General features: G+C 62.8%; 23 protein-coding genes. 8 read left to right on the plus strand and 15 right to left on the minus strand.

What is annotated here, in order from left to right:
* Positions 1-8: 8 nt before the first annotated feature.
* Positions 9-1,232 carry a GAF domain-containing sensor histidine kinase gene (locus EO99_RS0106570; protein ID WP_029617845.1) on the minus strand — a complete coding sequence of 408 codons (1,224 nt, stop codon included), beginning with the start codon at positions 1,230-1,232 and terminating at the stop codon, positions 9-11.
* Between the two features lie 261 nt (positions 1,233-1,493).
* On the opposite strand from EO99_RS0106570, the gene EO99_RS0106575 reads away from it, so the two are divergent.
* The 5 genes from EO99_RS0106575 to EO99_RS0106595 all read left to right on the plus strand — a co-directional run bounded on the left by EO99_RS0106575 (position 1,494) and on the right by EO99_RS0106595 (position 6,890).
* Complete coding sequence (locus tag EO99_RS0106575; RefSeq protein WP_029617846.1) at positions 1,494-2,510, plus strand: ABC transporter substrate-binding protein; 1,017 nt, start codon at positions 1,494-1,496, stop codon at positions 2,508-2,510.
* 87 nt (positions 2,511-2,597) lie between these two features.
* Positions 2,598-4,061 (plus strand): sugar ABC transporter ATP-binding protein, encoded by a 1,464-nt coding sequence (locus tag EO99_RS0106580; protein WP_029617847.1) that lies wholly within the window; start codon positions 2,598-2,600, stop codon positions 4,059-4,061.
* Positions 4,058-4,999, plus strand: a complete 942-nt coding sequence (locus EO99_RS0106585) for an ABC transporter permease (RefSeq protein WP_029617848.1) — start codon at positions 4,058-4,060, stop codon at positions 4,997-4,999. Before EO99_RS0106580 ends, EO99_RS0106585 begins: the two co-directional genes overlap by 4 nt.
* Entirely contained in the window at positions 4,996-5,934 is a 939-nt protein-coding gene (locus EO99_RS0106590; protein WP_029617849.1) for an ABC transporter permease, read from the plus strand. The genes EO99_RS0106585 and EO99_RS0106590 overlap by 4 nt, the downstream gene beginning before the upstream one ends.
* A gap of 47 nt (positions 5,935-5,981) precedes the next feature.
* A complete protein-coding gene (locus EO99_RS0106595) occupies positions 5,982-6,890 on the plus strand; it encodes an SMP-30/gluconolactonase/LRE family protein (RefSeq protein ID WP_156034673.1) in 909 nt (302 codons plus the stop codon).
* Here EO99_RS0106595 and EO99_RS0106600 read toward each other — a convergent pair.
* Both EO99_RS0106600 and EO99_RS0106605 read right to left on the minus strand, forming a co-directional pair.
* A complete protein-coding gene (locus EO99_RS0106600; protein ID WP_029617851.1) occupies positions 6,887-7,144 on the minus strand; it encodes a DUF982 domain-containing protein in 258 nt (85 codons plus the stop codon). The genes EO99_RS0106595 and EO99_RS0106600 overlap by 4 nt on opposite strands.
* Positions 7,145-7,277: 133 nt before the next feature.
* A complete protein-coding gene (locus tag EO99_RS0106605; protein WP_029617852.1) occupies positions 7,278-7,757 on the minus strand; it encodes a pyridoxamine 5'-phosphate oxidase family protein in 480 nt (159 codons plus the stop codon).
* 180 nt (positions 7,758-7,937) lie between these two features.
* Here EO99_RS0106605 and EO99_RS0106610 point away from each other — a divergent pair, with 180 nt between their 5' ends.
* Positions 7,938-8,765: a bifunctional allantoicase/(S)-ureidoglycine aminohydrolase gene (locus tag EO99_RS0106610; RefSeq protein WP_029617853.1), complete on the plus strand. Its 828-nt coding sequence runs from the start codon at positions 7,938-7,940 to the stop codon at positions 8,763-8,765.
* A 25-nt stretch (positions 8,766-8,790) separates the two neighbouring features.
* On the opposite strand, the gene EO99_RS0106615 is transcribed toward EO99_RS0106610, so the two are convergent.
* The 4 genes from EO99_RS0106615 to EO99_RS0106630 form a co-directional block, all read right to left on the minus strand.
* Positions 8,791-9,411 (minus strand): nucleoside triphosphate hydrolase, encoded by a 621-nt coding sequence (locus EO99_RS0106615; RefSeq protein ID WP_029617854.1) that lies wholly within the window; start codon positions 9,409-9,411, stop codon positions 8,791-8,793.
* Positions 9,408-10,187 (minus strand): ATP-binding cassette domain-containing protein, encoded by a 780-nt coding sequence (locus tag EO99_RS0106620; protein ID WP_029617855.1) that lies wholly within the window; start codon positions 10,185-10,187, stop codon positions 9,408-9,410. Before EO99_RS0106620 ends, EO99_RS0106615 begins: the two co-directional genes overlap by 4 nt.
* Positions 10,187-11,272, minus strand: coding sequence for an ABC transporter permease (locus EO99_RS0106625; RefSeq protein WP_029617856.1), 1,086 nt, complete (start codon positions 11,270-11,272; stop codon positions 10,187-10,189). Before EO99_RS0106625 ends, EO99_RS0106620 begins: the two co-directional genes overlap by 1 nt.
* Before the next feature lie 146 nt (positions 11,273-11,418).
* Positions 11,419-12,444, minus strand: coding sequence for a sugar ABC transporter substrate-binding protein (locus tag EO99_RS0106630; protein WP_029617857.1), 1,026 nt, complete (start codon positions 12,442-12,444; stop codon positions 11,419-11,421).
* A 193-nt stretch (positions 12,445-12,637) separates the two neighbouring features.
* Here EO99_RS0106630 and EO99_RS0106635 point away from each other — a divergent pair, with 193 nt between their 5' ends.
* Positions 12,638-13,876 (plus strand): ROK family transcriptional regulator, encoded by a 1,239-nt coding sequence (locus EO99_RS0106635; protein ID WP_029617858.1) that lies wholly within the window; start codon positions 12,638-12,640, stop codon positions 13,874-13,876.
* A 71-nt stretch (positions 13,877-13,947) separates the two neighbouring features.
* On the opposite strand, the gene EO99_RS0106640 is transcribed toward EO99_RS0106635, so the two are convergent.
* Complete coding sequence (locus EO99_RS0106640; protein ID WP_029617859.1) at positions 13,948-14,136, minus strand: hypothetical protein; 189 nt, start codon at positions 14,134-14,136, stop codon at positions 13,948-13,950.
* A gap of 139 nt (positions 14,137-14,275) precedes the next feature.
* On the opposite strand from EO99_RS0106640, the gene EO99_RS0106645 reads away from it, so the two are divergent.
* Complete coding sequence (locus tag EO99_RS0106645; protein WP_029617860.1) at positions 14,276-14,668, plus strand: DUF4112 domain-containing protein; 393 nt, start codon at positions 14,276-14,278, stop codon at positions 14,666-14,668.
* 30 nt (positions 14,669-14,698) lie between these two features.
* Here EO99_RS0106645 and EO99_RS0106650 read toward each other — a convergent pair whose 3' ends face one another.
* The 7 genes from EO99_RS0106650 to uxaC form a co-directional block, all read right to left on the minus strand.
* Positions 14,699-15,037: a cupin domain-containing protein gene (locus EO99_RS0106650; RefSeq protein WP_029617861.1), complete on the minus strand. Its 339-nt coding sequence runs from the start codon at positions 15,035-15,037 to the stop codon at positions 14,699-14,701.
* Between the two features lie 26 nt (positions 15,038-15,063).
* Positions 15,064-15,912 carry a 5-dehydro-4-deoxy-D-glucuronate isomerase gene (gene kduI, locus EO99_RS0106655; RefSeq protein ID WP_029617862.1) on the minus strand — a complete coding sequence of 283 codons (849 nt, stop codon included), beginning with the start codon at positions 15,910-15,912 and terminating at the stop codon, positions 15,064-15,066.
* Positions 15,913-15,942: 30 nt separating this feature from the next.
* Positions 15,943-16,713 carry a FadR/GntR family transcriptional regulator gene (locus tag EO99_RS0106660; RefSeq protein WP_029617863.1) on the minus strand — a complete coding sequence of 257 codons (771 nt, stop codon included), beginning with the start codon at positions 16,711-16,713 and terminating at the stop codon, positions 15,943-15,945.
* A gap of 8 nt (positions 16,714-16,721) precedes the next feature.
* Positions 16,722-18,002: a TRAP transporter large permease gene (locus tag EO99_RS0106665; protein WP_029617864.1), complete on the minus strand. Its 1,281-nt coding sequence runs from the start codon at positions 18,000-18,002 to the stop codon at positions 16,722-16,724.
* A gap of 5 nt (positions 18,003-18,007) precedes the next feature.
* Positions 18,008-18,568 carry a TRAP transporter small permease gene (locus EO99_RS0106670; protein ID WP_029617865.1) on the minus strand — a complete coding sequence of 187 codons (561 nt, stop codon included), beginning with the start codon at positions 18,566-18,568 and terminating at the stop codon, positions 18,008-18,010.
* A gap of 103 nt (positions 18,569-18,671) precedes the next feature.
* A complete protein-coding gene (locus EO99_RS0106675) occupies positions 18,672-19,649 on the minus strand; it encodes a TRAP transporter substrate-binding protein (RefSeq protein WP_029617866.1) in 978 nt (325 codons plus the stop codon).
* 39 nt (positions 19,650-19,688) lie between these two features.
* Positions 19,689-21,098 (minus strand): glucuronate isomerase, encoded by a 1,410-nt coding sequence (uxaC, locus tag EO99_RS0106680; RefSeq protein ID WP_029617867.1) that lies wholly within the window; start codon positions 21,096-21,098, stop codon positions 19,689-19,691.
* Positions 21,099-21,212: the final 114 nt, after the last annotated feature.

Below are 21,212 nucleotides of genomic sequence, written 5' to 3' on the forward strand. Positions count from 1 at the left end.
TTCCTTGCTCATGCTGTGCGTATGCCATCCTCACCGAGGAAGAGGCGGACGCGGGTGCCGTGCCCGTCGCTGCTGCCGATCTCGAAGCGCGCTCCTATGAGACGGGCCCTGGTGCGCATATTGTCTATGCCGTGGCCGGCCTGCTCCTGCGGATTGCCGATGCCGACACCGTCGTCGGTCACCGCGACGGAGAGCCCTGTCGGGGCGCTCTGGAGGACGACGACGATGTTGGCGGGCTGGCCGTGCCGGACGGCATTGTTGATCGCCTCCTGGACGATCCGGAAGAGTGCGATCGCCACCGTCTCTTCCAGACCGTCAAGCTTGCCGTCGCTCTCGTCGACCATCCGCCAGTCGATGGGCAAACCGCTTTCCCGGACGGACCGGTCGAGGTGATTTTCGATCGCCTGGGCGACGCCGAAGAGCTGCAGGACGGAGGGCTTGGCCTCCTCGATGATCTGCCGCAGGTCGTGCATGCAGTGCTGCAGACTGCGAAACATCGGCTCCAGCGCTTCTCCCGGCACATCGGGCAGGTGCGTCATCCGCTCCATGCGCCGCGCCAGCCGTGTCAGATCCGCCAGCGTCTGGTCGTGCAGATCCATACCGATCCGCTGCCGTTCCGCCTCGAGGGCTTCCGTAAGTTTCAACGCACCAAGCCTGAGCCCTTCCTCGCGCGCCCGTGCCTCCGTTTCCACCACGGCGGAACGCTTTGCCTGCTCGGCGGCGCGCAGCGCAAAGAAATAGGGGGCCAGCAGGTCGGCGATCGAGCGGGCGTTCTCCACGTCGTCCATCGTATAGTGATCAGCCCGATGGCTGGAGCAGCTGAGGGCGCCGATGAAATCACCCTGGACGCGCAGGGGGACGTGCAGGCGGCTGCGCAGCGAAAGCTCGATGATCGGGCGCGAGAAGGCGCCGGAAAAGTGGAAGCGGGGATCGTTACAGGCATCGCCGGACAGCAGGTAGTCGACCTCGCCGGAGAGCAGGCTGCGGATCGGGCTTCCCGTCAGCAGGGCAGGGGGCTGCTTGCTCCAGTCCGTCTCCAGGCCGCTTTCGTAGGCGATGTGATACTTCCCGTCGACCATCTTGATGCAGACATCCAGATGGTCATGAGGGATGATGTGCCCGATCTCGATGGCCACGGCCTGGATGATGGAATGGAAATCCAGCTGGCCGGCCAGCAACCGGGAAATCCCCAGATAGTGATCGAAGAGCGAGCTTCGTGTCGGATTGAGCATCAGCGACGTCCTCCCAGCCGTCGAAAACCGGGCGGACAAACCACCCGACGTGATTAAGCGCTTCATCGGCTCGATTGTCTTGCGGGATCCCGCATATTTCACGCGTTTCTCCGCAGGATGCTTGCAGGGATTCACCTTTGCAAGCTCGCGCTTCTGCTTCATTGTTTGGTCGCTGACGCAATGGCGCCAGTGAAAACATCCGTCGGGGACCGTTGAGGAGCGGCCTGATGAATGAGCCCGAGGGCACAGGGAGGAAAAATCATGACCATCAAGAAGATGCTTCTGGCATCGATCGCTATCGCATGCGTGACTGCACCCGTTTCTGCGTCGGCCGAGACCGCTGACAAGAAGATCGCGCTGTCCAACAATTATGCCGGCAATTCCTGGCGCCAAGCCATGCTGACGAGCTGGGACAAGATCACCAAGGATGCCGTCAGCCAGGGAATCGTCGCCGCTGCCGATCCATTCACGACGGCTGAAAACCAGGCGACCGAACAGGCCGCGCAGATCCAGAACCTGATCCTGCAGGGCTATGACGCCATCGTCATCAACGCGGCCTCGCCGACCGCGTTGAACGGTGCGGTCAAGGAAGCATGCGACGCCGGCATCATCGTCGTCTCCTTCGACGGGATCGTGACCGAGCCCTGCGCCTGGCGGATTGCCGTCGACTTCAAGGCGATGGGCGAGAGCCAGATTGCCTATCTCGCCGAGAAAATGCCGGACGGCGGCAACCTGCTCGAGATCCGTGGACTGGCGGGCGTTTCGGTCGACGACGAAATCCATGCCGGCATCCAGGCCGGTGTCGAGAAGAACACGCAGTTCAAGATTGCCGGCGCCGTCAACGGCGACTGGGCCCAGGACGTTGCGCAGCGTGCCGTCGCCGGTATCCTGCCGAGCCTGCCGGAAATCAAGGCGGTCGTCACCCAGGGTGGCGATGGCTATGGTGCCGCTCAGGCCTTTGCCGCAGCCGATCGTCCGATCCCGACGATCGTCATGGGCAATCGCGAGGACGAGCTGCGCTGGTGGAAGGAACAGAAGGATGCAAACGGCTACGAGACCATGTCGGTTTCCATTGCGCCGGGTGTCTCCACGCTTGCCTTCTGGGTCGCCCAGCAGATCCTCGACGGTCAGGACGTGAAGAAGGAGCTCGTCGTGCCCTTCCTGCGCATCGACCAGGACAATCTCGAGGCCAGCCTTGAGAACACGGAAGCGGGCGGCGTTGCCAACGTCGAGTACTCGCTGGAAGATGCGCAGAAGGTCATCGACGCTGCCATGTAACGGAGCAGTCCTTGCTCCACCTCTCAGCTGGATGCGGCGCGTGGCGTCGCATCCGGTGGAATCCCTCTTGTCCAGTTGATCCTTCCCATGAATGACAGAGTGCCGAAACAGGAAGTGGTGGCCGCACGCGACGTCAAGGTCGCCTTCGGTGCCGTCAAGGCGCTGGATGGGGCCACTCTCGTCATCCATTCCGGCGAATGCGTCGGCCTTGTCGGCCACAATGGCGCCGGCAAGTCGACGATCGTCAACGTCATCAATGGTGGCCTGACCCCGCAGGGGGGCGCGATCACCTATGGCGGTGCTGCCGTTGACCACGGTATCACCGCGGCACGCGCCAGCGGCGTGCGCTGCGTCTTCCAGGAACTGTCGCTCTGCCCGAACCTGACGATTGCCGAGAACGCCCGCGTCATGCTGAGCGATCTCAAGGGCGCAGGCTGGCGCAGGCGCGGCCTGGCGCTCGTGACGCGGCAGCTGGCGGAGATCTTTCCCGGCCACAGCATCGACTGCGAGAGTGTCGTCGAGGATCTCACCATCGCCGAGCGGCAGATGGTCGAGATCGCGATCAGCTTTGCGGCGGTGGACGCGCGTCCGAAGCTCGTCATCCTCGACGAGCCGACATCGTCGCTCGACGCGGGGCTGGCAGCGCAGCTGATGGCCTATGTGCGCCGCTTCGTGGAGACAGGCGGCTCGGTGCTGCTGATCTCTCACATCCTCGGGGAAATTCTCTCCACGTCCGACCGCATCGTCGTGATGAAGGATGGCAAGGTGGTGGCCGACCGGCCGGCAGTCGACTTCAACACCCGCCGCCTGGTGGAGACCATGGGCAGCGTGGTGCGCGAGCAGGGCTGGCAGCGCTCGGCACGGACAAAGACGGGCGTGCCGGTGCTTTCGGTGCCGCCGCTTCAGGGGGCGCCGATCCGCCTTGAAGCCTTCGCCGGCGAGATCATCGGACTTGCCGGGCTTGGCGGTCACGGGCAGACCGAGGCGCTTCTCGATCTCTATCTTGCCGCCAACGGCAACTGGTGGCCGGCCGCCGAGCCGAAGATGGCCTTCGTGGCCGGCGACCGCGGCCTGAATGGCACGTTCTCGCTCTGGAGCATCCTCAAGAACCTCAGCATCTCCTCGCTCAAGGGGCTGTCCAACCGCAGCGTCATCGACACCGAGCGGGAGAAGCAGGTGAGCGAGAGTTGGAAGAAGCGGATCGAAATCCGCACGCCGGACATGCACAACCCGATCCTGTCCCTGTCCGGCGGCAACCAGCAGAAGGTGCTGTTTGCGCGGGCACTGGCGACGACCGCAAAGATCGTGCTGATGGACGATCCGATGCGCGGCGTCGACGTCGGGACGAAGCAGGAGGTCTACGAGATCCTTCGCGCCGAGGCAGCATCGGGGAGAACATTCATCTGGTATTCGACGGAAATGGACGAAATCCGGCTCTGCGACCGCGTCTATGTCTTCCGTGACGGGGCCATCGCGGCCGAGCTGGTGGGCGATGACATCACGGAGGCCGGGGTGCTGGCGGCCTCATTTGCCGGAGGAGAAGCAGTATGAGACTTTCTTCCAGCGCCGTCCGACTGATCATCCCCGCCGCATCGCTGGCCGTCCTTCTGGCCGCGGTCTTCTACATGCAGCCGCGGGCGATGAGCTATACCGGCCTCAACCTCCTTTTCAATCTGGCCGTCCCCATCGCACTCGCCACGATCGCCCAGATGCTGATCATGTCGGTGAACGATCTCGACCTGTCGATGGGCGCCTTCGTCAGCTTCTGCGCCTGCGTCGCCGCGACCTTTCTGCAGACCTCGCCGGCGATCGGCGTTCTGATCTTTCTCGGCGCCATCGCCGTCTATGCGGGCATCGGCGTCGTCATCCACCTGCGGCAGCTGCCGTCGATCGTCGTGACGCTCGGGATGAGCTTCGTCTGGGGCGGTCTTGCCGTCCTGCTTTTGCCATCGCCGGGCGGGGCCGCGCCGGGCTGGGTCCGGTGGCTGATGACCGTCAAACCGCCGCTCGTGCCGATGGCGATCGTCGCCAGCGTCATCATCGCGGCCGTCACGCATTACGTGGTGATGCGGTCCTCCTTCGGCGTGCTGGTCCGCGGTGTCGGCGGCAACAACCGCTCCGTGGAGCGGGCCGGCTGGTCGGTGGTCGGCATCCGGGCGGCAGCCTATGCGCTGGCCGGGCTCTTTGCGGTGCTGGCCGGGATTGCCCTCGTCGGCCTGACGACGGCGGCGGACGCCAATATCGCGCTTCGCTACACGCTTCTTTCGATTGCCGGGGTCATTCTGGGCGGCGGTGAATTCGTCGGCGGCCGTGTCTCGCCGATCGGCGCGGTGATCGGAGCACTGACGCTGACGCTCGCCGGTTCGTTCCTGTCCTTCATGCGGATATCGCCGGACTGGCAGATCGGGGCGCAGGGCGCCATTCTGATCGTGGTCCTGGCGCTGCGCCTTTTCCTGAACCGGGTCGAAAAGCGGGAGAAGAACCGATGACTGCTCTCACCGCCAAGCCCTGGGTCTGGTCCTTTGCCGCGGCGATCCTCGTGTGGGTCATCACGGTGCTCTTCACCGGGGGATCGAGTTCCGTCAGTCTGTCCCAGGCAACACTCACCTTCGCGGCCTTCTCCGTGATCGTCGGCATCGGGCAGATGTTCGTGATCACGCTGGGGCCCGGCAACATCGATCTTTCCGTCCCCGCCACCATGACGCTGTCCGGAACGCTGGCGCTGAAGGTGATGGACGTTCAGGACAGCATGATCGCGCTGGGCCTTCTGATCGCCATCCTGGTCGGCGTTGCGATCGGCATCGGCAACTATGCGCTGATCAAGCTTCTGCGCATTCCGCCGATCATCGCGACGCTCTCGATGAGCTTCATCGTGCAGTCATGCGCCATCTGGACTAACCGCGGGCTGCGCATCAAGCCACCGGAAATGCTGTCGGACTTCACGACGTCCTATAGCTTCGGCGTTCCCAATGTTGCGCTGGTGGCGCTGTGCCTTTCGCTTGCAGCCTGGTTTCTGCTCGAAAAGACGACCTACGGCCGCTGGATCTCGGCGATCGGCCAGAGCAGCTTTGCAGCGCGCATGGCCGGCATACCCGTCGACGGCACGCGGTTCGTCACCTATGTCCTCTGCGCCGTTCTGGCCGCTTTAGCCGGCTACCTGCTGGCGAGCTTTTCCGGAGGTGCGGCGCTCAACATGGGTGCCGAATACCTGCTGATGTCGATTGCGGTGGTGGTCATCGGTGGTACGGCGGTTGCCGGTGGAAACTCCAATGTTCCCGGCATCTGGGGCGCCTCGCTCTTCATGTTCCTCGTCGTGTCCATGCTCAACACCTATGGCTTCGGCGCGGGCGTGCGCCTCATCCTGACAGGCCTCATCATCATCGCCGTCATTCTCGCTGCTGGCGGCAGGAGGATTTCACGATGACCGCAACAGACGCCTCCTCCCTCCATCACAGTTCCCGGATGCCAGACATGCCGCAGTCACCCTCGATCTACGAAATCCACGACGAGCGCTTCCGCCAGCTGACGGTGGCTAGTTCGGCACTCGAGGAACTTTACGCGGGCTGCCGGTGGGCGGAAGGGCCGGTGTGGATTGCCGACATGCAGTGCGTCATCTTCAGCGACATTCCGAACCAGCGGATGCTGCGCTGGGTGGACGGTGGCGGCGTGTCCGTCTTTCGGTCCGCCTCGAACTTCGCCAACGGCAATACCCGCGATCGCCAGGGGCGGCTGATTTCCTGCGAGCACGGCGGCCGCCGCGTGGTGCGCACCGAGCTTGACGGATCCCTGACGGTGCTGGCCGACCAGTATCATGGCAGGCGGCTCAATTCGCCGAATGATGTGGTGGTCCGGTCGGACGACAGCATCTGGTTCACCGATCCCACCTACGGCATTCTGTCCGATTACGAGGGCTACAAGGCCGAACCGGAGCAGGCGACGCGCAATGTCTATCGGCTCGATCCACAGACGGGTGAGCTGGCGCCGGTCGCGACCGATTTCGGTCAGCCGAACGGCCTGGCCTTCTCGCCCGACGAGAGCAAGCTCTATGTGGCCGACTCCGCCTCCAGCCACGACATCAACGCACCGCGGCATATCCGCGTTTTCGACGTGGCCGACGACCGACGGCTCGTCAACGGAAGTGTGTTCTGCACGATCGACAATGGCGTGCCCGATGGCTTCAGGGTCGATGTGGAGGGCAATATCTGGACGAGTGCCGGCGACGGGGTGCACTGCTTTTCGCCGGACGGCACACTGCTCGGCAAGATCAAGGTGCCGCAGGTGGTCGCCAATGTCGCCTTTGGCGGGGCACGCCGCAACTGCCTGTTCATCACGGCGACCAAGAGCCTTTATGCGGTCTATCTGGCGGTCAACGGCATCTAGTCCAGCATGTCCGCTTCGATGCAGGCCTGGAGAAAGGCTTCACGCGCGATGTCCGGTGACACCCGGAATTCGAGAGCCTCGGCACAGATCGTCTTGGCGCTGCGGCAGTGTTCGCCGTCGACAGCCGGCCAGCGAAAATTCAGATAGCTCAAGGCTTCGCGCGGGCCGCGAATGGTTTCGGGAAACCCGTAGCCGATCCGGACGCGGACGGGAGAAGGCCAGCGAAGGTCGCCGGTTCTGATCATCATGTTCATTGCGATACCCTAGCTTCGGGCACCTCAACGTATCCTGACGGCAAAAGTTGCATCACGTCAGAGGATGAAAACTCGCAAATACCGACGCCGGTGTTCAGTTGTCCCACCGGCGTCTGCGACGTTCTAGGGCAGCTTAAAGGCTGACTTTTTCGTTCTCGCCCATGTCCGGCTTCGAGCTGGAAACGGCAGCTGCTGCCATTTTGATATAGCTGATGACCGTGCCAGGGCTGTCCCAATATTCGGCAAACTCGGGATTGACCTTCAGGATGCGGATCGACGGATCGTCCGGGCCTTCCCACCAGGCCTTTGCCGGAAAGGCCCAGATTTCGCGGATCAGTTCGCGGTCGTTGAGCACTTCGGCGGTGCCGGAGACGGAAACATACTTCTGGCCCTTGGTATCGGCGAAGGCGAGGCAGACGTTTGGATGCCGCGCGACCTCTTCATCCTTGTGGCTGGCAACGTCGGTCAGGAAGTAGACAGAGCCGTCGTCCCTCTTGGTGTAGGCGGACATGGGGCGCGAACGGATATCGCTGCCATTGTGGGTGGCGAGCATGCAGAAACCGATCTTGTCGATGAGTTCCCAAACCTTCGTCGTGTCGTCGTGGTCAGACATTCCTGATCTCCTTTGTTCAGACCAGAAAAACCCGGTGGATCGCCGTCGGTTCCGTCTCCGACCCAGGCGAAATTATTTGCCTGCTCGATGCCTCCCGCCTAAACCGGTGGAACAGGCTGCAGCGGCACGGATGTTGACGCTGCCGCTTCCTCTTTCCGCCTGCGCAGATGGATCCCGTAGATGACGACGAAAGACACCGCCTATTTCTCCCGCCTGGGCGGTCTGCCCGGACAAACCGAGCTTCTCTCCAGCAAGGCGGTGTTCACGACATCCTACGCGGTCATCCCGCGCACCGTGATGACCGACATCGTCACCAGCGTCCTGCCGCATTGGGAGAAGACGCGGGCCTGGATCATCGCCCGGCCGCTGACCGGGTTTTCGGAGACGTTTGCGCAATATGTGATGGAAGTCGCGCCCGGTGGCGGCAGCCGGCGGCCGGAGCCGGACGTGCGCGCGCAGGCAGGCCTCTTCGTCACCGAGGGCGAGATGACGGTGGAGTTCGATGGCGCCGCGCATGTGCTGCGCACCGGGTCATTTGCCTATCTGCCGGCCGGTGCCACCTGGACGCTGCACAACCATTCACCCGAGCCCGCCCGCTTCCACTGGATCCGCAAGGCGTTCCAGCCGGTGGACGGGCTGGAGGCGCCGCCGGCCATCTTCACGAGCGAGGGTGAGCAGGAGATGTTTGCGATGCCGGATACGGACGGCACATGGGCAACGACACGCTTCATCGATCCTTCCGACGTGCGCTACGACATGCACATCAACATCGTCACCTTCGAGCCGGGCGGCACCATTCCGTTCATGGAAACCCATGTGATGGAGCACGGCCTTTACGTGCTGGAGGGCAAGGCGGTCTATCGTCTCAACCAGGACTGGGTCGAGGTCGAGGCCGGCGACTTCATGTGGCTGCGCGCCTTCTGCCCCCAGGCCTGCTATGCCGGTGGACCGGGACGTTTCCGGTATCTGCTCTACAAGGACGTCAACCGGCATGTGGCGCTCTGGTAGGTCGGAGTAGTTCGGTGCGTGATGCTCAGGACAGCGTCACATCCGCCGGGCTGCTGCGCATCCTGACCAGCCGGCCGTTTGGCAGATCGTTGTCCGCCACCTTGGCTCTTGCAGCGTCCGCGTCGAGGCCGAGGTCTAGCCAGCGGCGCATCAGCCGCTCCTCCAGGACCTCTTCCGGCGGCAGCAGCATGATCGTCCAGTCGAAGAGATGTGCCAGCTTCTCCCAGCCGGGTTCGTCGAGGAGAAGGTAATTTCCCTCGACGATGACGAAGCGGTCCTGTGGATCGATGGCACGGGCGCCGGCGATGGCCTGCTCACGGGTGCGGTCGAAGAGCGGCACGAGAACCTCGTCATCCGTTCGCCGCAGGGCGCGAACGACATCGACCAGACCTCGGACATCAAAGGTCAGTGGCGCGCCCTTGCGAGAGAGAAGGCCCTTTTCCCGCAGGACGGCATCATCCATGTGGAAGCCGTCCATCGGGACAATCGCTGCAAGCTCGCCGCGGCTGCGGAGGTCCGATGCCAACTCGTCCGCAAAGGTCGATTTTCCGGACCCGGGTGGGCCGGCGATCGCGACCAGAAACCGGGTGCTGCCCTCCGCCTGTCGCAGAATGCCGTCAGCAATCGAAGGCGCATCCGAGATCATGCGGCAACGGGCTCTTCCGGCGCCTTCGCACCCGTCATCAGAGCGACCGCATCCGACATGCTGTAGTCCTTCGGGTTGATCACCGTCAGCCGCTTGCCGAGGCGATGGATATGGATCCGGTCGGCGACTTCGAAGACATGGGGCATGTTGTGCGAGATCAGCACGATCGGGATGCCCCTGCGGCGCACGTCCAGGATGAGTTCCAGAACGCGGCGGCTTTCCTTGACGCCGAGTGCGGCTGTCGGTTCGTCGAGGATGATCACCTTGGAGCCGAAGGCCGCAGCACGGGCGACGGCGACGCCCTGCCGCTGGCCGCCGGACAGCGTCTCCACCGCCTGGTTGATGTTCTGGATCGTCATCAGGCCCAGCTCCGAGAGCTTGTCGCGCGCAAAGGTCTCCATGGCGGAGCGGTCGAGCTTGCGCAGCCACTTTCCCATGAAGCCGGGTTTGCGGATCTCCCGGCCGAGAAACATGTTGTCGGCGATGGAGAGGGCCGGCGACAGGGCGAGATTCTGGTAGACCGTCTCGATCCCCACCTTGCGGGCCTCGATTGGAGACCGGAAATTGACGACCTTGCCTTCCAGGCGGATCTCCCCTTCGTCGGGGGTAATGGCGCCGGATATTGCCTTGATCATCGAGGACTTGCCGGCACCATTGTCACCGATCACGGCGAGGATCTCGCCGGGATAGAGGTCGAAGTCGGCATGATCGAGGGCGGTGACGCGGCCGTAGCGCTTGACGAGACCGCGGGCGCTGAGAATGGGTTCCTGGGTCATCAGCCTGCTACCTTCCTGATCCATTGGTCGATGGCCACGGCGGCTATGATGAGGACGCCGATCAGCAGATATGTCCATTGCGGGTCGGTGCCGATCAGCCGCAGTCCGAGCGAGAAGACGCCGACGATCAGCGCGCCGAAGAGCATGCCGAGGATCGAGCCACGGCCGCCGAACAGGGACAGGCCGCCGATCACCACCGCGGTGATGGACTCGATGTTGGTGAACTGGCCGGCCGTGGGTGAGACGGAGCCGATGCGGCCGATCAGGACCCAGCCGGCGAAGGCGCAGATCAGTCCCGATAGGGTGTAGACGGAGATGAGCATGCGCCTGACGTTCACGCCGGCGAGTTCCGCCGCATCCGGGTCGTCGCCGACGGCGTAGACGTGGCGGCCCCAGGCGGTGTTGTTCAGAACGTACCAGAGGAAGGCAACGAGAAGCACCATGCCGATCACGCCATAGGTGAGGACGGCGCCGCCAAGGCGCAGGTTCTCGCCAAAGAACTGCAGGATCGGTGCATTCTGGGCGATGTCCTGCGAGCGGATGGTCTCGTTGGCCGAGTACAGGAAATTGGAGGCCAGCACGATCTGCCACATGCCAAGCGTGACGATGAAGGGCGGCAGCTTCATGCGTGCCACGAGCACGCCGTTGATCCAGCCGCAGAAGGCGCCCACCATGAAGCCACACAGAATGGCGATGGTCGGGGGCAAACCGTAGCGGAAGGTGAACTGGCCCATGATCACGGACGACAGAACCATGATGGCGCCGACAGAGAGGTCGATGCCGGCTGTCAGGATCACCAGCGTCTGAGCCGCGCCGACAATGCCGACGATGGCGACCTGCTGCAGGATCAGCGTCAGGGTGAAGGCGGAAAAGAATTTGCCGCCCAGCAGCAGGCCGAAGACGACGAGTGACATGATCAGCACGATCAGTGGCACCGCGGCAGGGCTGGAATGCAGAAAATGCTGCAGCTTCTGAAGGAAATTCCGGTCGTGCGTGTCGAAGGCGGCTACGGACGACGGGCCTCCGGAAGTCAGTGCACTCTCGTAGTCGTTGGTCGAGTTCTGTGCGGCGTGCGGTTCGCTCATTGGGGCTCTCCCGAGTAGGTCCCTCATGCTGGCTTGAGATCGCGGTAATCCACTGGGCCGTGCTGGCCGAGCGTTGATCTACCGGATGCCGCCAAGGTTGCGAGGGGCGCTGGCGCGCCCCTCGTCGATCTTGGCTTGTGGCAAGCTCAGCCCCAGCACTTCTCCATGCCTTCCTTGGTGTCGATCGAGTCGACGCCTTCGGCAGGTTTGTCGGTGACAAGCGCGACGCCTGTGTCGAAGAAGTTCTTGCCTTCCGTTGCCATCGGCTTCTCGCCGGTGTCGGCATAGGCCTTGATGGCTTCGATGCCCTTGGAGGCCATCAGCAGCGGATACTGCTGCGAGGTGGCGCCGATGATGCCTTCCGAGACGTTCTTGACGCCCGGGCAGCCGCCATCGACCGAAACGATCAGCACGTCGCTTTCGCGACCGACGGATTTCAGCGCTTCGTAGGCGCCGGCTGCTGCGGGTTCGTTGATGGTGTGGACGACGTTGATCGTCGGGTCCTGCTGCAGAAGGTTCTCCATGGCCGTGCGGCCGCCTTCCTCGTTGCCGTTGGTCACGTCGTGGCCGACGATCCTCGGGTCGCTTTCGTCGCCGATGCGGTTGATGTCAGCCACGTCGATGCCGAAGCCCTTCATGAAGCCCTGGTTGCGCAACACATCCACGGATGGCTGGGACGGCGTCAGGTTCAGGAAGCCGATCTTGGCGTCCTTGGCGGCGTCCCCGAGGGTTGCAGCGGCCCATTTGCCGATCAGTTCGCCGGCCAGAAGGTTGTCGGTCGCGAACGTCATGTCGGCCGCGTCCACCGGTTCGAGAGGCGTGTCGAGGGCGATGACGAGAATGCCGGCATCACGGGCCTTCTGCACGGCCGGAACAATGCCCTTGGTATCGGAGGCGGTGATCAGGATGCCTTTGGCGCCATCGGCGATGCAGGTCTCGATCGCAGCCACCTGGCTTTCGCTGTCGCCGTCGATCCGGCCGGCATAGGACTTGAGGTTGACGCCGATTTCCTGGGCCTTGGCCGTCGCGCCTTCCTTCATCTTGACGAAGAAGGGATTGGTGTCGGTCTTGGTGATCAGGCAGGCGGATACTTCCTGTGCCTGTGCGGGCAGCGACAATGCAGTGCCCAGAACAAGCGCGCCAAACGCGGTGGCGTAAATTGATGTCTTCATGGTCTCCTCCCAGAGCCTTTGATTCTAGATCAGGGACTATCGTCGTGCGGCGTCAGAAACCTCCTCCAAGGCCGTCCTCGATCCCTGCCTTCATTAAGAGGAAAGAGGTTTGGCTTGTCAATAAATAATTCCGATTGATTTATTTATCCGAGATGCCATTGTCTGCCGGTGCCATAGCGGCGAGGAGCACGCCATGTCCGCAGCAGACATTGGGATCAGGAGCAGTTCACCGGGTCAACACTCAGGCTTTTCCGGTGGTGCCAATCAGGTGCGTGTCCGAGCGTATAACGAGCGGCTCGTGCTTTCGCTCGTCCGCCTGCACGGCTCTCTGTCGAAGGCGGACATCACCCGGCGCAGCGGGCTATCGGCCCAGACAGTCTCGGTGATCATGCGTTCGCTGGAAAGCGAGGGGCTGCTGCTGCGCGGAGAGCCTGTGCGCGGAAAGGTTGGTCAGCCTTCGGTGCCGATGCGCCTCAATCCGGACGCCGTCTATTCCTTCGGCGTCAAGATCGGCCGTCGCAGCGCGGATGTGGTGCTGATGGATTTCGTGGGGCAGATCCGTCTGCAGCATCATCAGACCTATGCCTATCCGCAACCGGACCAGATCATGCAGATCATCACCTCCGGGATCGCACGCCTGGAGACGCAGCTGGATACCCGCCAGAAGGACAGGATCGCTGGCGTCGGCATTGCCGCACCGTTCGAACTGTGGAACTGGGCCGACGAGGTGGGTGCGCCTCCGGAAGCGATGGAGCTCTGGAGAGGCTTCGACCTGCAGGCCGAGGTGACGGCGCGAATCCGCCACCCCGTCTTCCTGCAGAACGACGCAACGAGTGCCTGCGGTGCGGAACTGGTGTTCGGCGTCGGCCCATCCTATCCGGATTTCATCTATTTCTTCATCGGCTCCTTCATCGGCGGCGGCATCGTGCTGAATTCGGCAGTGTTTTCAGGTCGCACCGGAACGGCCGGAGCCGTGGGGCCCTTGCCGGTGCGGGGCAGTGCCGGAGAGACCCGGCAGTTGCTCGACATCGCCTCCATCTTCGTGCTCGAAAATCTCCTGCGGGAGCGGGGCATCGATCCGCAGCCGCTCTGGTATTCGGCGGACGACTGGATCGATTTCGGCGCGCCGATGGAGCTGTGGATCCGCAACAGTGCGGCGGCGCTGGCGCAGGCGATCGTGGCTGCAGCCTCCGTCATCGACTTCGGGGCAGCCGTGATCGACGGCGGCTTCCCGCCCTGGGTGCGCCAGCGGCTCGTCGCCGCGACGATTGAGGCGGTCGGCAATCTCGACCTGCAGGGCGTCATCATGCCGGACATCATAGAAGGGCAGGTCGGCTCCCAGGCACGCGCCATCGGCGGGGCAAGCCTGCCGATCTTTGCGCGCTATCTGATCGACCAGAACGTGCTGTTCAAGAACCTGAGCGAGATCTGACCCGGAAAGCAACGGATGGGTAGCGCCGCCGAGGCGGATGCCAATGCCGCTTCACATCGTTTTTCCCGCCGTCAGCCGATCTGCTTTTCGCCCGGACCGCGCCCATCGGAACTGCGGGAGCGTTCGTCCACCCGATCGGCGCCCTTGGCAAGGTCCGACCCTTTGCTGTCCTCAACGCGCTCCTCTTCGGATCGGCTGCTGTCCTGCAATCCGCGGGCAGAATCCTTGCCCTTTTCCGTCGGTGCCTGCTCGATACCCATGTCTTCCTCCCATGTGGTGAGCAGGATCAACTCGACCGCGTGATGCTGGTTCCCTGACAGGTGGAACCCGATGGCTTTTGTTCCATTGTTAGGGGTTGGGCTAAAGGCCAAGGAGCAGGAGACGGGCATGGCAGGACGCATGGATGACCAGGATTTCGAACGGACGGAGCTGCTGCGGCGGCTGCGTCGTCTGAGCGGTGCGGCACGGCTGATGGACACCGCGCTGCGGATTCCCGGCACCAATATCCGCTTCGGCGCTGACTCGCTGATGGGGCTTGTTCCCGGCATCGGCGATGCAAGCGGTGCAATCGTCGGCTTTGCCATCATTTACGAAGCGCGGCGGCTCGGCGTGCCCACGCACAAGCTCGGTCGCATGGCGGGCAATGTCGCATTGGACGCGGTGGTGGGCAGCGTGCCCTTGCTCGGTGACCTCTTCGACGTCTACTTCAAGGCGCACAATCGAAATATCGGGATGATCCTCGACCATTTCGGAGTGGATCGGTCTGACCTCGACAGGCCGCAACGGCGTTGAGCCTGCGACCTGTCGCTTTTCGATTGCATCTCAGGCCAGGAAGTCTGCCCGGTGCGGCGTGAAGCTGTCGACGAGCCTGCCTGCCTCCAGGGCTTTTACCCCGTGGACGACGTTGGAGGGCACAATGAAGGATTCACCGGCCTCAAGGGTGTCGGTGTGCTCCCCGACGGTCACCTCGAAGCGCCCCTCGGCGACATAGCTCGCCTGGACATGCGGGTGGTTGTGAAGGGCGCCGATGCCGCCCTTCTCGAATGCAAATTCCACCATCATCAGTTCGTCCGTATGCAGCAGCACCCGTCGTCGGTTGCCGCCGCCAAGGTCGGTCCACTCGCCGTCGCCGGCATGGAAGAAGATCTTCTGGTCAGTCATGGGTGTACCCTCCAAAGGCTTTCGGATCAGCGAAGCGTTTCCATGGGCACGGCATCCACGTCGGTGTAATCGACGTTGTCGCCGGCCATCGCCCAGATGAAGGCATAGTTGGAGGTGCCGCAGCCGGAATGGATCGACCATGGTGGCGAGATGACGGCCTCCTCGTTCGCCATGACGATGTGGCGCGTTTCGTCCGGCTCGCCCATGAAGTGGAAGACACGCGCCGTCTCCGGCAGGTCGAAGTAGAGGTAGGCCTCCATGCGACGATCGTGCACGTGGCAGGGCATGGTGTTCCAGACCGAACCAGGGGCGAGCTGCGTCATGCCGACCACCAGCTGGCAGGTCTTGGCGCCGTCGGCGTGGATGAACTGGAAGATCGACCGCTCGTTGGAGGTTGCCTGGCTGCCGAGGTCGACGCGCTTGGCGTCGCCGATGCGGATCAGCGTGGTCGGGTATTTCTGATGGGCCGGCGCGCTGAGGAGGTAGAATTTAGCGGGCGTTGCCGCGTCGTCAGAGGCGAAGGTGACCTTACTGCCCATGCCGATGTAGAGCATGTCGCGGGTGTCGAGCGCGTGGCTTTCGCCGTCCACGGTGATCGAGCCCTTTGCGCCGACATTGACCGCGATCATCTCGCGACGATCGAGAAAGCCTGGCGTGCCCGTCGGCTTGATCGTTTCCAGTTCCAGGGCGGCGGTGGTGGGCACCGCTGCACCAACGATCATTCGGTCGTAGTGGGTGTAGATCAGATTGATACGGTCGGGATTGAACAGATCGCCGATATGGAAATTCTCGCGGAGCTCGCCGCTGCCCATCTGCGATCCCGTCGCCGGATCAAACGCCTGGCGAATCGAATAGTCCGTATGGTTTGCAGTCATGGCATCCTCGCTTTTACTGTCGGAATAGGGTCAGGGCGCAGCATTGGAACCGAACTGGTAATCTGCCTGCTGGCCCGTCAGACGATCGTGGTAACGCCGCTGGCTCTCCATCAGATGCGCGCGCATAGCCATGCGCGCCGCATCCGCATCGCCCGCGGAAATGGCTTTGAGTATGGCAAGATGCTCGCGCTGCAGCGTCGCCTGGTACTCTCGCGTCAAGACGCTGTCCGTCCCCCAGGGCGAGGTGATGTCGCAGGGGATGGCGCGCACCCCGAGGGCATCCAGGACCTCGACGTAGAAGGGGTTGTTGGTTGCGGCCGCAATCGATCGATGGAACATGAAGTCGCTGCGCCCCGTCGCCTCGCCGATGGAGAGCAGCCGGTCGAACTCGAAGAAGGCCTCCTGGATCATGGCTTCCTGGGCGGCATTGCGGCGACCGGCAGCGAGCCCGGCGCTTTCGATCTCCAGCCCCATGCGCACTTCGATGACGTTGAGCGCATGGGAGATCTTCAGCCCGAGGTCCTGCGTGATCGAGGCGAATGCCATTGCCGGCCGCTGGCACACGAAGATGCCGGCGCCCTGGCGCGGTTCCACCAGTCCGTCCGCCGCCAGGCTTGCCACGGCCTCCCGCACCACTGTGCGGCTGACGCCGAAGGCGTCCGTGAGCTGGCTCTCGGTCGGAAGTTTCGCTCCGGACAGGATTTCTCCGGAGAGAATCTGGGAGCGCAGCGACGCGGCCACATGCTCGGAGAGCTTCGGCTTGCGTTCAACCTTGGTGGTGGCGGTAAGATCAGCGGGCATGTCTCGTCCTACTTGAAGACGCCGGGCAACCACAGAGAGATTGCCGGTACGTATGTGACGAGGCCAAGGACTGCTATCCCTGCGAAATAGAAGGGCCAGATCGAGCGCATGGCCTGCCACACCGTAATCTTCCCGACGGCGCAAGCGACGAACTGAACGGCTCCCACAGGCGGCGTGTTGAGACCAAGGCCGAAGTTGAGGATCATGATGACGCCGAAATGTACCGGATCGACGCCATAGGCCTGTGCGACCGGCAGGAAGATCGGCGTACATATGATGATCGTCGGTCCCATATCCATGAAGGTGCCCAGGAACAGCATCATGACGTTGAGAAGCAGCAGGATGATCAGCGGGTTCTCGGAGATCGTGTTCATCCAGGCAATCAGTGCCGCCGGCACCCGGAGGAAGGCCATCAGCCAGGAGAAGGCGGCCGCCATGCCGATGATGAGCAAGACCATGGCCGTGGTGCGCACGGCACCCTTCGTCGCATGGACAAACCCTTCCCAGCTCATCTGCCGGTAGACAAAGACGGTTATGAGGAGCGCGTAGATGACGGCGATGCAGGAGCTTTCCGTTGCCGTGAAGATGCCCGAGCGAACGCCGCCGAAGATGATCGCGATCAGCAGGAGCCCCGGAATGGCGACGACTGCCAGGTGCAGCACCATTTGGAAGCCTGGGAAGGTCTCAACAGGGTAGCCGCGGCTGCGGGCGACGAAATAGGCCGTGATCATCAGGGCCAGGGCGAGAAGAATGCCGGGAATGACGCCAGCGGTGAAGAGGTCGGCAATGGAGATCTTGCCGCCGGCAGAGATGGAATAGATGATCATGTTGTGCGAAGGCGGCAGGAGCAGCGCGATCAGCGCGGCCATCGACGTGACGTTGACCGCATAGTCCGTGCCATAACCCCTCTGCTTCATCTGCGGGATCATCAGGCCACCGACGGCTGCTGCCTCGGCGACTGCGGAACCGGAGATGCCGCCAAACAGGGTTGCCGTGACGATATTGACCTGGCCCAGGCCGCCACGGATATGGCCGACAAGGGAGGCTGCGAAGGCAACGATCCGCTGGGCAATGCCGCCGCGTACCATCAGGTCACCGGCATAAATGAAGAACGGAATGGCGAGCATCGAGAAAACGCTCATGCCGGAATTCAGTCGCTGGAAGACGATGAGTGGCGGCAGGCCGATATAGGCGGCGGTGGCGAAGCTGGCGATGCCCAGGCAGAAGGCGATCGGCGTGCCGATCAGCATGAGAAGCGTGAAGACGCCAAACAGGATCCAGTATTCCATCAGCTTCAGGCCCTCCCGTTCGCGATGTCGAGCTCAGCCGCCACTTCTCCCGGCGGCATTTCATCCAGGATTTCGTCAATGGGCGCACCCGACGCCCTGAGGACGATGCGCTCGAGAGTGAACAGAACGATCAGGATGCCGCCGCCGACAAGCGGCACGTAATCCCAGGCACCAGAGATGCCGAGCGACGGCAGGACGGTGTTCCAGGTCAGCGCAACAAGCTGCCAGCCGTACCAGATCATCCCCACGCCGAAGGCGCATACGACGAAGTCGGTGATCATGCGCAGCCACTTCTTGCCGCTGTCGGGCAGGACGTAGAGCAGCACGTCGAAGCCGAGGTGGTAGTTCTCGCGGACGCCGACCGCAGAACCCAGGAAGATGAACCAGCTCATCAGCATGACGGCGCCAGGCTCGGTCCAGCTGGGTGAATCGTTGAGGATGTAGCGGCAGAAGACCTGCCAGGCCACGAAACCCGTCATCAGCACGAGGCCGATGCCGGCGCTCCAGAGCGCAAGCGTATTGATGCGGCCAAGAAAGCTGGCGGCAGCCTTGAGAGGTTCGGACATGGTGCACACTTGTTTGCGGGTTCTCCGAAGAACGGCTGGTTCGCAGGTTGATCCTGTCGAGAAGCAAAGGGGCGGCCGAAGATCGGCCGCCCCTTAGATCAAGCTACTGAACGGCCTTCACGTCTTCGACCATCTTGATGAGGACGGGGTCGGTAACATGCTTTGCGTAGACCGGCGCCATGGCGTCGATGAAGCCCTGCTTCTCCGGAGTGGTGATCTCCACGCCGGCAGCTTCCACGATCTTGCGGGACTCGCCCACTTTCGCAGCCCACAGCTCGCGCTGCTTGGCGACGCTCTCGGTGGCCGCTTCCTTGAAGATGGCCTGATCCTCTGGGGTCAGCTTATCGAAAGCCGCCTTGTTCATGACGAACACCTCCGGAAGAATGGTGTGCTCATCGAGCGACAGGTATTTTGCCACTTCGTAGTGCTTGGCGGTGTCGTAGCTCGGGAAATTGTTCTCGGCACCGTCGATGACGCCGGTTTCGATCGAGGAATAGACCTCGCCGTAAGGCATCGGCGTCGCGTTGGCACCGAGAGCTGCTACCATGTCGACGAAGATGTCCGACTGGATGACGCGGAACTTCAGGCCCTTCATGTCTTCGACGGAATTGATCGGCTTCTGTCTGTTGTAGAAGGAGCGCGAACCGGCGTCGTAGAAGGCGAGGACAACGAGCCCGGCGCCCTCGAATGCCGTCTTGATCTGGTCACCGATGGCGCCGTCCATGACCTTGTGCATGTGCTCTTCGGACCGGAAGATATAGGGGAGCGCCGGGACGATCGATTCCTTCACGGTACCGTTGAACGGCGCCATCGAAATCCGGTTCAGTTCCAGAACGCCTGAGCGGACCTGCTCGATGGTGTCCTTTTCCTCACCGAGCTGCGCCGAGTGATAGACCTCGACTTCGTAGCGGCCATCGGTGCGCTCCTTGAGCAGCTCGCCGAAGTATTTCACGCCTTCCACGGTCGGATAACCGTCCGGGTGGGTGTCGGACGACCGCAGCACGGTTTGTGCCATGGCTGTCCCAGCCATCAGTGACGCTGCTACCGAGAAGGCGGCAGCGAGTTTTCCGTAATGCAACATGATTTCTCCTCCCATTTGCACCGGCGCACGACGCGCCACTCAAAGCCGATACGCCTCCTTAGCCAACGTATAGGCAAGCTCCCTTGCCAGGCTGAAGGCTTCCTCCTCCTGCAGCCTGTGTTCGGCAACCAGACGCGCCAGGAAGGCGCAGTCCACTCGCCGGGATACGTCATGGCGCGCCGGGATCGACGGAAAGGCGCGCGTATCGTCGTTGAAGCCGACGGTGTTGTAGAAGCCGGCGGTTTCCGTCGTCATTTCCCGGAAGCGCCGCATGCCCTCGGGGCTGTCGTGGAACCACCAGGCGGGTCCGAGACGCAGCGCGGGATAGACGCCGGCCAGCGGTGCCAGCTCGCGGGCGTAGGACGTCTCGTCCAGCGTGAACAGCACGACCGTGAGGTTTGGCTCCAGCCCGACGGCATCGAGCAAGGGCTTCAGCGCCTTGACGTAGTCGGTGCGGGTCGGGATATCGAAGCCCATGTCGCGGCCATGGCGGGACATGATGGAAGGCGAATGGCTGCGCCAGGAGCCAGGATGAATTTGCATGACGAGCCCGTCGTCCAGGCTCATCTTCGCCATCTCGGTCAGCATCTGGGCCCGGAACAGGCGGCGTCCGTCGGCGTCCGCCTTGCCGCTCCTCACCTTGTCGAACAGCGCGGAAGCTTCCGACGGCGACAGGTTGGCCGTGTCCGCCGTGGCATGGCCATGATCGGAGGAGGTGGCGCCGAAGGACTTGAAATAGGCGCGGCGGTTTCGATGCGCTGCGAGATAGCCGGACCATGATCCCGTGTCTTCACCGGAGATATCGCCCAGTTGATCCAGATTGGCGGAAAACCCTTCAAAATCCGGATCGACGACGGCATCCGGCCGATAGGCCGTCACGACACGCCCGTCCCAGCCGCTGTCGCGGATCATCTTGTGCCAGCGCAGGTCGTCCAGCGCGCCTTCCGTCGTGGCGATGACTTCGATGTTGAAGCGCTTGAAGAGAGCGCGCGGCCGGTATTCGGGCTGGCGCAGCTTCTCGGCGATGCGGTCATAGCTGCTGTCGGCCGTGGCCGCCGTCAGCGGCTCGTCGATGTCGAACAGGTTGGACAGCACGTAGTCCATCCAGAGCCTGGTCGGCGTGCCGCGGAAGAGGTGATAGTTCTCGCCAAACCGTTTCCAGATGCGACGGCCATCGACTTCCACAGGCGAACCATCCAGCCGGCGCACGCCCAGGTCCTCGAGCGCAACGCCCTGGCTGAACAGCATGCGGAAGATGTAGTGGTCGGGGACGATCAGCAACTGTGCCGGGTCGGGAAACGGCTCATCCAGAGCGTACCAGCGAGGGTCCGTGTGGCCGTGCGGGCTTACGATCGGAAGGTCGGCGACCGTCTTGTAGAGGGCGCGGGCGATCGAGCGCACGCCGGGCTCGGGCGGAAACAGGACGTCTGGATGTACAAGTGATTTCATGCTGGTCGCCGCTCCTCCTTCGGCCCATAATCGCTAACACGTGGCGAATGTAAGTCAACATACAAAAAATACATGTTGTATGACAAATATTGTGAGGCGACTTTCTCTGCGCTA

It is taken from the genome of Pseudorhizobium marinum, from assembly GCF_000705355.1.
GTDB classification, from domain to species: Bacteria; Pseudomonadota; Alphaproteobacteria; order Rhizobiales; family Rhizobiaceae; genus Neorhizobium; species Neorhizobium pelagicum.